At 69.8% G+C, this 12953-nt stretch carries 7 protein-coding genes; 5 read left to right on the top strand and 2 right to left on the bottom strand.

Annotated features, from left to right (window positions below):
- Window positions 1–54 precede the first annotated feature (54 nt).
- Window positions 55–1557: a leucyl aminopeptidase family protein gene (locus AC57B5_RS09855; RefSeq protein ID WP_496399390.1), complete on the top strand. Its 1503-nt coding sequence runs from the start codon at window positions 55–57 to the stop codon at window positions 1555–1557.
- 115 nt (window positions 1558–1672) lie between these two features.
- A complete protein-coding gene (locus AC57B5_RS09850) occupies window positions 1673–3343 on the top strand; it encodes an ABC transporter substrate-binding protein (protein ID WP_496399389.1) in 1671 nt (556 codons plus the stop codon).
- A 2-nt stretch (window positions 3344–3345) separates the two neighbouring features.
- Here the strand turns inward: AC57B5_RS09850 and dmeF are convergent, their stop codons facing one another.
- Window positions 3346–4386: a CDF family Co(II)/Ni(II) efflux transporter DmeF gene (dmeF, locus tag AC57B5_RS09845; RefSeq protein ID WP_496399388.1), complete on the bottom strand. Its 1041-nt coding sequence runs from the start codon at window positions 4384–4386 to the stop codon at window positions 3346–3348.
- A 45-nt stretch (window positions 4387–4431) separates the two neighbouring features.
- Here dmeF and AC57B5_RS09840 point away from each other — a divergent pair, with 45 nt between their 5' ends.
- Together AC57B5_RS09840 and AC57B5_RS09835 are read left to right on the top strand one after the other, a co-directional pair.
- Window positions 4432–4707: a metal/formaldehyde-sensitive transcriptional repressor gene (locus AC57B5_RS09840; protein ID WP_026062191.1), complete on the top strand. Its 276-nt coding sequence runs from the start codon at window positions 4432–4434 to the stop codon at window positions 4705–4707.
- Between the two features lie 127 nt (window positions 4708–4834).
- Window positions 4835–5704, top strand: a complete 870-nt coding sequence (locus tag AC57B5_RS09835; RefSeq protein WP_496399387.1) for an EamA family transporter — start codon at window positions 4835–4837, stop codon at window positions 5702–5704.
- Window positions 5705–5770: 66 nt separating this feature from the next.
- Here the strand turns inward: AC57B5_RS09835 and AC57B5_RS09830 are convergent, their stop codons facing one another.
- Window positions 5771–6658: a LysR substrate-binding domain-containing protein gene (locus AC57B5_RS09830; protein WP_088164358.1), complete on the bottom strand. Its 888-nt coding sequence runs from the start codon at window positions 6656–6658 to the stop codon at window positions 5771–5773.
- 201 nt (window positions 6659–6859) lie between these two features.
- Between AC57B5_RS09830 and proA the strand changes: the two genes are divergently transcribed.
- Window positions 6860–12892: an anti-phage protein ProA gene (gene proA, locus AC57B5_RS09825; RefSeq protein WP_496399386.1), complete on the top strand. Its 6033-nt coding sequence runs from the start codon at window positions 6860–6862 to the stop codon at window positions 12890–12892.
- Window positions 12893–12953 lie beyond the last annotated feature (61 nt).

Below are 12953 nucleotides of genomic sequence, written 5' to 3'. Positions count from 1 at the left end.
GGCTTGTTTGCGATAGCCGGGCTGGCCTTTAGGCTGGCGCGCTTTGACCACGCCATGTCCAGCCCCGTCGCAACTGTCCATTCCGATTCCCGCCCCGGCGCCTTTGCCATTTCATCCCAACCCGCCACGGCGTTGCACCGCGCAACGCCCGTCACGCTGGCGGCCGTGCTGGAGCAACTGCCCTCGGCCCAGGCCCGATGGGCGCGCGCCGCAGGCTTTGATGCGCAGCCGGGCCGCATGCTGCTGTTGCCCGGCATGCAGAGCGAAGGGCAGAGGGAAAGACAGAGTGAAGGGCAGGGCGAGTGCACTGCCCTCGCTGGCGTGCTGGTCGGCGTGGACCCGGACCAGCCGCTGTGGCAGTTGGCCGGCCTGCCGGCTGCGCTGCCGACCGGCACCTACACACTCACCGATGCGGATGAGGCTCAGAGGCCGCATCTGCTGCTGGGCTGGGCACTGGGCGCGCTGCCATCGACCCGCCAGGCGCGGCAGTCGGATGCGGCAACCGCTCCATCACTCGCTCAGCTGGTGGCAAGCCCCGATGAGCAGGCCGCCGTCGCGCCAATGGCCGCAGCCATTGGCGAGGTGCGGCGGCTGGTCAACCTGCCTGCCAACCAGCTGGGCCCCGAACAGCTGGCCCAGGCCGTGGCCGACCTGGCCGCGCGCCATGGCGCGCGCTACCGGCAATGGGAGGGCGACGAGCTGCCCGCCGCAGGCTTTGCCCTGGTGCACGCCGTGGGTCGGGCGGCGTCCCAGGCGGCCCAGGCGCCGCGCGTGGCCGAGCTGACCTGGGGCGATGCCGCGCTGCCCCATGTGGTGCTCATCGGCAAGGGCGTGTGTTTTGACTCCGGCGGGCTGGACCTCAAGCCCGCCGCAGGCATGCGCTGGATGAAGAAGGACATGGGCGGCGCCGCACACGCCCTGGCCCTGGCCGATCTGCTGATGCAGGCGGGCCTGCCCATCCACCTGAAGCTGCTGGTGCCTGCGGTGGAGAACGCCGTGGGTGCCGGTGCGCTGCGGCCCGGCGACATCATCGAGGCCGGTGACGGCCGGCGCGTGGAGATCGAGAACACCGATGCCGAAGGCCGGCTCCTGCTGGCCGATGCGCTGCACCACGCCATTCGCAGCGCGCCCACGCCTCCCGCGCTGCTGATCGACCTGGCCACGCTCACGGGCGCTGCGCGCACGGCGCTGGGGCCGGACCTGCCCGCGCTGTTCAGCAACCATGACGGCTGGGCCGAGGCCCTGCTGGCCCAGGGCCGCGCGCAGGCCGACCCGCTGTGGCGCCTGCCCCTGTGGGCGCCGTACCGCCGCATGCTCCGCTCCGACCAGGCCGACCTGCTCAACGCCGCCAGCACGCCGCAGGGCGGTGCCATCACGGCTGCGCTGTTCCTGGAGAGCTTTGTGCCGCCCGAGCTGCCCTGGCTGCACCTGGACCTGTTCGCCTGGAATCTGGAGGAGCGCCCCGGCCGGCCCAGGGGCGGCGAGGCCCAGGGCCTGCGTGCGCTGTACGCCCTGCTGTCGCAGCGCTTTGCATCTGCGCGCAGCGCATTTGCATAGGCGCAATCGGGCTTTGCGGCGGGCTGGTGGCTCCACACAATCGGCCGTCTGGTGCAGCCGGCGCGGCACCCGCCGCCGCCTTTCTGCGATCTTGTTCCGGCTGCCAGGACACTTCATGACCCAAAGACGCTTCCTGCCTCGCCTTTCCTTGCTGCGCACCCACTTGCGCACCCTGCGAACTTCCGCACTGCTTGCCGCCCTGGCCGCAGCCTTGCTGTGCGCACCGCCCGCCCAGGCCGAAACCCTGCGCTGGGCGCGCTCCACCGACGCATCCACGCTGGACCCGCATGCGCTGAACAACGGCCCCAACCACAACCTGCTGCACCAGATCTACGAGCCGCTGATCATCCGCACGGCCGATGGCAAGCTGCTGCCCACCCTGGCCACGTCCTGGGCGCTGACTGCCGACCCCTCGGTCTGGGAGTTCAAGCTGCGCAAGGGCGTGAAGTTCCATGACGGCAGCCTGTTCACGGCCGACGACGTGCTGTTCTCGCTGCGCCGTGCGCGCTCGGCCACCTCGGACATGCGCTCGCTGCTGACCTCGATCACCGACGTGACCAAGGTCGATGCCTTCACCGTGCACATCAGGACCAACGGGCCCAACCCGCTGCTGCCGGCCAGCCTCATCAACATCCAGATCCTGAGCGCTGCCTGGGCCAAGGCCCACGGCGCGGAGCAGCCGCAGAACGCGCTGGCCAAGGAAGAGAACTACGCCACGCGCAACGCCAATGGCACGGGGCCCTATGTCATCGCCTCGCGCGAGCAGGACACGCGCACCGTGCTGCGGCAGTTTCCCGGCTACTGGGGCAAGGGGCTGTTCCCGCTGGAAATCGACGAACTGGTCTACCTGCCCATCAAGTCCCAGGCCACGCGCGTGGCGGCGCTGCTGTCGGGCGAGGTGGACTTCGTGCAGGACCTGCCCATCCAGGACATTGCGCGCCTGAGCGCCGACCCGCGCTTTCGCATCAACCAGGCCGCCGAGAACCGCACCATCTTTCTGGGCCTGAACGTGGGCGCCGCCCCGCTGTCGCATTCCGATGTGAAGGACAAGAACCCCCTGGCCGACCTGCGCGTGCGCCAGGCCTTCCAGCTAGCCATAGACCGCCAGGCCATACAGCGCGCCGTGATGCGCGGCCTGTCCGTGCCCACCAACATCATTGCGCCGCCCTTTGTGCACGGCTACGAGAAATCCTTTGGCGCCGTGGGCAAGGCCGACCTTGTCCAGGCCAGGAAGCTGCTGGCCGAGGCCGGCTATCCCAACGGCTTCGGCATCACCCTGCATTGCACGAACGACCGCTACCTGAACGACGAGGCCATCTGCCAGGCCATCGCCGGCTTTCTGGGCCGCATCGGCGTGAAGACCGCCGTGTCGTCCCGGCCGCTGGCCATCCAGACGGCGGCCATCAACAACCAGGAGACGGATTTCTACCTCTACGGCTGGGGCGTGCCCACCTATGACTCGGCCTATGTCTTCGACTACCTGGTGCACACGCGCGGCAAGAATGGCCGGGGCAACACCAATGCCACGCGCTACAGCAATGCCGAGCTGGACAGCCAGATCGTCTCCCTGGCCTCCGAGGGCGATGCGCGCAAGCGCGATGCCACCATCCACTCCATCTGGAGCACGGTGCAAAAGGAGCTGATCTACCTGCCGCTGCACGACCAGATCCAGACCTATGCCATGGTGCGCAAGTTCGACATCCCGGTGAATCCCTCGAACACGCCGTACTTCAAGCTGTTCAAGCAGCCCGGTGCGCGCCAGGCTGCGGTGGCCGGCGCGCAATAGGCTCAGTGTGTCGCAGCCGGCTGCGGCCGGTTGACCTCCACCGTGACGTGGACCAGTTCCTCGTGCACGCCCAGCAGCTGGCGCACGGCATCGGGGTCCACGCCTGCGGGCGCGTCCAGCGCCACGATGCAGGCGTAGCGTGCCTTGCCCACGCGCCAGACATGCAGGTCGGAGATCTGCGCGGCAAACGGCGCCTGGGCGATGGCCTCACGCACCTCGCGGACCACGGGGGCGTGCATCTCGGCGTCCAGCAGCACGCGGCTGCTGTCGCGTAGCAGGCCCAGGGCCCATGCCGCCACCAGCACGGCGCCGGCCAGGCCCATGGCCGGGTCCAGCCATCCCAGGCCCCAGGCCATGCCGCCGAACAGGGCGGCGATGGCCATCACCGAGGTGGCGGCATCGGCCAGCACATGCAGGTAGGCCGAGCGCAGATTGAGATCGCCGTGGTCGTCATGGTCACCGTGGTCGCCGTGATGGCTGTCGCCCGCGTGGCCGCCGTGCGCATGCCTGCCGTGCCCGTGGTGATGTCCGTGGTCGTGACCATGCCCATGACCATGGTGATGCCCGTGCCCGCCCTTCAGCAGCCAGGCGCAGACCAGGTTGACCAGCAGGCCCAGCGCGGCCACGCCCAGGGCCTGCTCGTAGTGGATGGGCGAGGGCGAGAACAGGCGCTGCACCGACTGCCAGGCCATGCCGCCCGCCACCAGCAGCAGCAAGATGGCGCTGGTGTAGCCGGCCAGCACCTCGATCTTCCAGGTGCCGAAGGCAAAGCGCGTATCGCCCGCCAATCTGCGCGCGGCCGCATAGGCGCCAGCTGAGAGCCCCAGCGCCAGCGCGTGCGATCCCATATGCCAGCCATCGGCCAGCAGCGCCATGGAGTTGAATCCGTACCCGCCTGCGATCTCCCCGACCATCATGGCCGCCGTCAGCCCCGCAGCCAGCATGGCACGGCGCTCGCCCAGCGGGTTGCCTTCGTCGAAGCGGTGTGAATGCTGCCTGGGGCTGGCGCCGCCAGCGGTCGAGAGGGATGGAATGCTGCGCATGCAGATACTGTACCCCAGTATATGCAGGCGCCTAGAATGGCCCTCATGGCACATACGATTCAGAACAAGAAGCGCTTGCTCACGCGCATCCGCCGCATCCAGGGCCAGGCCCAGGCGCTGGAGCGCGCGCTCGAGGCCGAGCACGACTGCGCGGCCATCCTCCAGCAACTGGCAGCCGTGCGCGGCGCCGTCAACGGCATGATCTTCGAGGTGCTCGAGGGCCATGTGCGCACCCATCTGGCCGATGGCACGGCCGGCGGCCAGGCCCGTGATGACGACGTGGACCTGGTGCTGTCGGTGATGCGCTCGTACATGAAGTGATGGCCGGCCCTGCCGCGGGGCCGCGCATTCATGAGCGCGATTGCGCAATCGCCGCACAGGTCTCAGCAATGCCTGCAGCCATCGCTCCTACGCTTGCACCCTTGTCAATGCAGGAGTGCAGGCGGATATGGACTGGATGGTGTTGGGGCTGCTGGCCGGCCTGGTGTTGGGGGCATATGACTTTCTGACCAAGCTGGCGCTGGGGGAAAAGTCCGTGCTGGAGGTGGTGTTCTGGTGCTCGGCGCTGGGCGCGCTGCTGTGGCTGCCTTTCGTGGCGATGGGCGATTCCTCGTCTGCCGCGCTGGACCTGCGCCAGCAGATGCTGCTGCTGCCCAAGTCGCTGATGATGGTGGCTACCTGGGTGCTGTCGTACTACTCGGTGAAGGCCTTGCCGCTGTCCATCTCTGCGGGCGTGCGTGCCAGCGGGCCGCTGTGGACGGCGCTGGGCGCGTTGCTCCTGCTGTCCGAGCACCTGGGCTGGTGGCAATGGCTGGGTCTGGCGGTGTCTATGGCCTCGTACTACCTGTTCTCCCTGGTCGGCCGGAAGGAGGGCATAGGCTTTGGCAGCAATCTCTGGGTGCTGTGCATGCTGGCGGCCACCCTGCTGTCCTCGGCCAATGCCCTGTACGACAAGCACATTCTGGCCACGCTGCGCATGGACCTGGTTGCCGTCCAGGCCTGGTCTGCGCTGCAGCGCGGCGCCCTGGCCTTGCTGCTGTTGCCCTGGATCTGGCGCGGGCTGGAGCTGCGCAGCATGCTGGGGCGCAACTGGGCCGTGCCCGCCATTGCGCTGGCCTATGTGCTGGCCGAGTCCATCTACCTGGCCGCCGTGCAGATGGAGGGCGCGCAGATTGCCGTGATCTCGGTGCTGCGCCGCGCCAATCTGGTCATGGTGTTTGCGCTGTCGGCACGGTTCTTTGCCGAACGCCATCTGCGGCCCAAGGCGGCGGCCATGGCGGGCGTGCTGCTGGGCATTGCGCTGACCATGGCGCGCTGAGGATGTAAGGACGTGAACGTGTGAATGTGCGAGGCGTGAACGCGGGTGGCGGGTGGCGGCGCCCGGCTATCCGGCCTCGGCCGCCACCGCACGAATCCAGTCCATGACGGCCGCGCCATGGCGCGAGACCATGGCGCGCTCGGAAGCCAGCAGGAAATAGCTCTGGCTGCAGGGGATGGCCGTGTCCGAGACGCGCACCAGGCTGCGCTCGGCCAGCAGGCGCTGGACCAGGGAGCGGCGGCCCAGCGCAATGCCTTGCAGGTTCAGCGCCGCGTCCAGCATGAAGCCCGTGTCCGAATAGCTGAGCTGGCGCTGGGCTGCCGAGATGCGCAGGCCCGCGGCCTGCAGCCAGGGCTCCCAGGGTTGGCGGCTGTGCGAGAGCAGGTTGGCCCGCCGGAACAGCCCGGCCAGATCCAGGCCCTCGAACTGCTCCAGGTAGCGTGGCGCGGCCACGGCAAACCATTCGTCGTCCAGCAGGCGCTCGCAGTGGAATGCCAGAGGTGCCTGAGGCGCCTGGTGTGCAAAGCGGATGGCGATGTCCGCCTCGCCCTGCTGGAGGTTGACGGTGCGCGTGGTCGGATCGATGGCGATGGAAACGTCCGGGTGGCTGCGCTGAAAGGCCGTGAGCGACGGCACCAGCCGCAGCCGTGCGAACGAGGGCAGGGCGCTGATGCGCACCACGTCGCGCCCCTGCACCAGGCTGCCGAAGGTGGTCTCCAGCGCCTGCAGCGGGGCGCGGGTCTGCTGGTGCAGCCAGGCCCCCTCGGCGCTGAGCGTGACCACGCGCGTGGTGCGGTGGAACAGCGGGGTGCCCAGCAGCTTTTCCAGTTCGCGGATGCGGTGGCTGACGGCGCTGTCCGAAAGGTTCAGTTCTTCGGCCGCCTGCTTGAAGCTCTGGCTTCGCGCCACGGCATCGAAGGCGGCGATGAGGTGAAGGGGCGGGATGTTGCGCATGGCTGGCCGGCATCGTACTGGAGCCGCGCGCGCCGATGGCCGGCACCTTCATCCATGCTCTCATTTTTTGCAAACAGTGACTCCTGAAAACCGCCCATCTCGGACACGGCGCCCCATTCGCAGCGGACAATCGTCGGGCCAGGAATATGACGGGATTTCGACAGTTCCCGCCGCCTGCTGGCCAGCCAAGGACTACCGCGCATGACAGAAGACCCCCGCCGAGATTCCCCCGCAGATGCCGCCCCCGCCGCCGCCCAGGCGCCGCAGACGGCCACGCAGCTGCGCATCGGCACCGTCGCCAAGCTCAATCTCGCCGACTTCCAGAACGCCGTGCCCGCGCTGCTGGAGCTGGCCATCGTCAACGAGGGCGAGCTGCCGCTGCAGGCGCTGAGCCTGCACCTGGCCTCGGAGCCTGCCTTCATCAAGCCGCGTACCTGGCGTCTGGAGTCGGTGGCCGCGCACAGCACCTATGCGCTGACCGACCTGGATGTGGCGCTGGACGGCGCCTTGCTCTCGCGCCTGACCGAGGCCGAGCCTGCCGTGCTGCGGCTGGAGCTGCGCAGCGGCCAGCCGGCAGAGACGGTGCTGGCCCGGCACGAGCACCCGCTGGAACTGCTGGCACGCAACCAGTGGGGCGGCCTGGGGCATTTGCCCGAGATGGTGGCGGCCTTCGTGCAACCCAACGACCCGGCCGTGGACCGCGTCCTCAAGGGCGCGGCGCAGGCGCTGGAGGCGGCGGGCAAGTCCGGCGCCATCAACGGCTATGAACAGGGGCCGCAGCGGGCCTGGGAACTGGCCTCGGCCATCTGGACCTCCGTGCTCCAGAAGAAGCTCAACTACGCGCTGCCGCCGGCCAGCTTCGAGCATGCGGGCCAGAAGATACGCGGCGCGTCCCAGGTGCTGGATGCGGGCCTGGCCACCTGCCTGGACCTGACGCTGCTGTTCGCCTCCTGCCTGGAGCAGGCGCACCTGAACCCGCTGCTGGTCTTCACGCGCGGCCATGCCTTCGTGGGCCTGTGGTTGGGCAGGCAGGAATTCTCGACCGCCGTGGTCGACGACATCACGGCCGTGCGCAAGCGGCTCAAGCTGCAGGAACTGGTGGTCTTCGAGACCACGCTGGCCGCGCAAGGCCAGGCCGTGGCCTTCAGCCAGGCCATTGCCCAGGGCGCGCGCCAACTGGCCGAAGAGCATGAGGACCAGTTCGAACTGCTGGTGGACGTGCGGCGCGCGCGCATGCAGCGCATCCGCCCGCTGGCGCTGGCCCAGCCGCAGGACGCCGTGCCCGAGGCCGGCGAAGGACAGGCCGAGCCACGGCTCACCGTGGAGCCGCCGCCCGAACTCCTGGCGCAGGCGCAGGCACGCGAAGTGCCCACCTCCCAGCTCGATCCCAAGGACAGGCTGGCGCGCTGGCAGCGCCGGCTGCTGGACCTGTCGCTGCGCAATGCGCTGCTCAACTTCAAGCCCGGCAAGAAATCGCTGCTGCTGCAGGTGGCCGCGCCCGCGCTGGAGGACACGCTGGCCCGGGGCCAGGTGCTCAAGCTGCTGCCCAGCCCCGAGCTCATGCAGGGCAAGGACCCGCGCAGCCAGCCATTGCACGAGGCGCGCAGCCTGGAAGACCTGCGCGGCGCGCACGCCGAAGAGGCGCTGCAGCGGCGCGAGGTCTTCATCGACCTGGAGCCGCTGGAGCTGGACAGCCGCTTTGTGGAGCTGTTCCGCGGCGCGCGCAACGCGCTGCAGGAAGGCGGCGCCAACACCTTGTTCGTGGCCCTGGGCTTTCTGGTCTGGAGCCGGCCCGACAAGCCCGATGTGCGCGTGCGCGCGCCGCTGATCCTGTTGCCCGTCACGCTGGAGCGCAAGAGCGCGCGCTCGGGCTTCACGCTGCAGGCGCATGAGGACGAGCCGCGCTTCAATCCCACCCTGGTCGAGATGCTGCGCCAGGACTTCCAGCTGGAGCTGGGCGTGCCCGCAGGCGACCTGCCGCGCGACGAGGCCGGGCTGGACATCACCGGCATCTGGGCCCGCGTGCGCGAGGCGATCAAGGACGTGCGCGGCTGGGAGGTCAGCGAGGACGTGGTGCTGTCCATGTTCTCCTTCGCCAAGTACCTGATGTGGAAGGACCTGGCCGAGCGCGCCGACCAGCTGCGCAGCTCGCCCGTGGTCGCGCACCTGATCGACACGCCGCGCGAGCCCTATCGCTCGGAGATCGCCTTTCCCGACACGCGGCGGCTGGACCAGGAGTTCGCGCCGCAGCAGGTCTTCAGCCCGCTGCCGGCCGATTCATCGCAGCTGTCGGCCGTGATGGCCGCTGCGCGCGGCAAGGACTTCGTGCTCATCGGCCCGCCGGGCACGGGCAAGAGCCAGACCATCGCCAACCTGATCGCGCAGTGCCTGGCCGAGGACAAGCGCGTGCTCTTCGTGGCCGAGAAAATCGCCGCGCTGGACGTGGTCTACCGCCGCCTGCGCGAAGTGGGCCTGGGCGAGTTCTGCCTGGAGCTGCACTCCAACAAGAGCCGCAAGCTCGACGTGCTGGGCCAGCTGCAGAAATCCTGGGACTCGCATGGCCAGGTGGATGCCGAGGCCTGGGCCGCCAAGGCCAGCCAGCTCGGCCGCCTGCGCGAGCAGCTGTCGGCCTATGTGGAGCGCCTGCACCGGCGCCACGCCAACGGCTGGACCATCTACCGCGCCATTGGCGCCGTGGCCGGTGGCGAGGCGCTGCCGCGCCTGGGATTTCACTGGCCCACGCCCCAGGCCCATGACGAAGCGGGCCTGGCCCTTTTGCGTGAGACTGCGGGCCGCCTGCAGGCCAATGCCCAGGCCGTGGGCGCGCAGCATCTGAAGGAAGGGCCGCTGGCCACAGTGCAGGCCAGCGACTGGTCCGTGCGCTGGCAGCAGCAGATGGTGGATGCCGCCCAGGCGCTGCACGATGCAGGCCAGGGCTTTGCCGAGGCGGCGCAGCAGCTGGGCCGGCTGCTGCGCATCGAGTGGCCGGCGCTGGGGCGCCAGGCGCGCTCGGCGCTGGGCGTGATCGCACGCGCGCTGCCTGCGGCCGCAGGCCGCAACCTGGCTTTCTGCGTGCTGCCTGACGGCGCGCGCATTGGCGAATCCCTGCAATCGGGCCTGCAGCTGCTGGCGCAGCACGGTGATCTGTCCGCACAGATTCCGGCGCCCTGGCCGGCCGAGCTGCAGGCGCGCCTGGCCCAGGCGCTTGACCTGCTGGCGCAGCGCCGGCGCCTGCAGGCCGGGCTGGGCACGCCCTGGCCCGTGGCCCTGGGCGACGAGCTGGAGCGCGGCCTGCAGTGCATCGACGAGATCGCGGCGCTGCGCCAGGGCCTGTCCGTGAAGTACGGCGCGGGCGTGGGCCAGCTCAATGTCTCGCAGCTGCAGCGCGAATGGGCCAGGGCCGGCAAGTCCTTGTGGCCGCTGTCCTGGCTGGGCCGGCGCAAGGTGCGCGCGGCGCTGGAGGCCACCATCGAAGGCGCGGGCGAGCCGCGCGTGGCCGATGACCTGGCCGCCCTGGTGCGCATCCGGGGTCTGCGCGAGGAACTGGACCAGATCCAGCCCGGCGCCGCAGCCGACGGCCTGTGGGCCGGACACCGCACGCGCACCGACCATGCGCGCAGCGCCCTGAAGGCCAATGCGGCCCTGCTGGCCGCGCGTGCGCAGAAATCCTTCTCGCTCGACGGCCTGGAGGCCGTGGCCGAAGGCCATGGCGGCGAGCGCTGGGCGGCCGAAGTGCAGCGCCTGCAGGCCCTGTACCAGATCGACCGCCAGCTCGATGGCTACCTGCCGCTGGCCGATGCCAGCCACGGCCTGTGGCGCGGCCTGGAAACCGATGCCCAGGCCTTGCAGGACGCGCTGGCCTTCGAGCGCGAGCGCCTGCAACTGACGCGGCGCGGCAGCCTGATGGCATCGCACGCCGCCGTGGCCCAGGGCCGCTGTGGCGCGGCGCTGCAGCAGGCCCATGCGCAGCTGGCGGCCCGCAGCGCCATCGAGGAACAGCTGCTGGCGCTGGACGATCTGCGCTTGCGCTGCCCCGGCGTCTGGGACGGCCTGGACACGCGCCCGCAAGCCGTGGAGCATGCGCTGCGCCTGCAGGGATCGCTGCAGGCAGGGCTGACCGGGCTGGGCTGGCAGGAGGCCGAGCTGGCCCAGGCACGCCAGGCCCTGCACCAGGTGCTGGCCTTGCGCAGCGCCGAGCTGGGCGAGGGCGCCGCGGTCGGCATGGCCTGCCAGCAGTTGCTGGACAGCCTGGCCGGCCTGCACGCGGCCATAGACCCCTTCAGCGCGGCGGCAGCCCATGGCGAGCCGCAGCAGCGTGCCTTGGCCCAGCGCACGGCCGAGCAGCTGGCGGCCACGGCGGGCGGCGTGCTGGCCGGGCAGGGCGGCCTGCATGCCTGGTGCGCCTGGCGCAATGCCCAGGCCGCGGCCCGCGCGGGCGGGCTGGGTGCGCTGGCCGACGCCATCGAGTCCGGCAGCCTGGAACCGGCTCAGGCACCCAAGGCCTTCGAGGTCAACTACGCGCGCTGGTGGCTGGCGCTGGCCGTGGACGAGGACGAGGTGCTCAAGCGCTTCGTCTCTGCCGAGCATGAGCGGCGCATTGCCGACTTCCGCGCGCTGGACGATGAATTCACCTCGGTCACGCGCCAGTGGATACGTGCGCGGCTGTGCGCGGGCCTGCCGTCGGCCGACAGCATCCAGCGCAACAGCGAGTGGGGCATCCTGCGGCGCGAGATCACCAAGAAGCGCCAGCACCTGCCGCTGCGCCAGCTGCTGGAGCAGATCCCCTCGGCCGTTCTGCGCCTGACGCCCTGCCTGCTGATGAGTCCGCTGTCCATTGCCCAGTACCTGAGCGCCGAGACCAGCAACTTCGACATCGTCATCTTCGACGAGGCCTCGCAGATCCCCGTCTGGGACGCCATCGGCGCCATGGCGCGTGCGAAGCAGGTGGTCATGGTGGGCGACCCCAAGCAGCTGCCGCCCACCAGCTTCTTCGGCCGTGCCGACACCTCCGACACCTTCGACGACGACACGCAGGGCGTGGAAGGCGACATGGAAAGCATCCTGGATGAATGCCTGGGCGCCAGCCTGCCCACGCGCAACCTGTCGTGGCACTACCGCTCGCGCCATGAAAGCCTGATCGCCTTCAGCAACCACCGCTACTACGGCGGCGGGCTGGTGACCTTTCCCTCGCCCGTCACCGATGACCGCGCCGTCAGCTTCCACGCCGTGCAGGGCCGCTATGAAAAAGGTGGCGCCCGCATCAACCAGCCCGAGGCCAAGGCCCTGGTGGCCGACCTGGTGGCGCGGCTGCAGTCGCCGGGGTTTGCGCAGTCGGGTGCCACCATCGGCGTGGTCACCTTCAACTCCGAGCAGCAAAGCCTGATTGAGGATTTGCTGGACGAGGAGCGCCGCAAGGACCCGGGGCTGGAGCCGTTTTTCTCCGATGCGTTGCTGGAGCCCGTCTTCGTCAAGAACCTGGAAAGCGTGCAGGGCGACGAGCGGGACATCATGTATTTTTCCATCACCTACGGGCCCGATATCTCGGGCGCGGTGTCCATGAACTTCGGCCCGCTCAACCGCGATGGCGGCGAGCGGCGGCTGAACGTGGCGGTGACGCGGGCGCGGCAGGAGCTTCGCATCTTCTCCAGCCTGCGCGGCGAGCAGATGGACCTGTCGCGCACCCAGGCGGCGGGCGTGCGCGACCTCAAGCACTTCCTGGAATTTGCCGAGCGCGGCCCGCGCGCGCTGGCCGAGTCGCACCATGGCAGCCAGGGCGATTTCGACAGCCCCTTCGAGGCCAGCGTGGCCCAGGCGCTGGAGCGCAAGGGCTGGCGCGTGCACACGCAGATCGGCGCATCCTCATTCCGCGTGGACCTGGGCGTGGTGCACCCGGACCATGCGGGCAGCTACCTGGCGGGCGTGGAGTGCGACGGCGCCACCTACCACCGCTCGGCCACGGCGCGCGACCGCGACAAGCTGCGCGAGCAGGTGCTGCGCGGCCTGGGCTGGCAGATTCTGCGCATCTGGTCCACGGACTGGTGGGTCAACCCGGGCGGCACGCTGGAGCGCATCCACGCGGCGCTGACCGAGCTGTTGGAGCAGGACCGGCGCAAGCGTGCGGCCGAGGTTGCCGAGATGCCGCAGGCGGCTGCAATCGCCGGGGCAGAGCCGGCGCCAGAGACGCCTGAGGCGTCCGAGGCATCCGTGGAGGACGGCGAGGCGCATAAGGTCTGAAAGTCGGCCGTGCGCATGAAATGGGCACTTGCTGAAGCCAGAGACACCAAGGAAGGGCCGC

The sequence above is a fragment of the Delftia sp. BGA-UO-ETr-SB1 genome (assembly GCF_059567865.1).
Note: the sequence above shows the minus strand (reverse complement) of the source record. Positions and strands in the feature narration are given on the sequence as shown.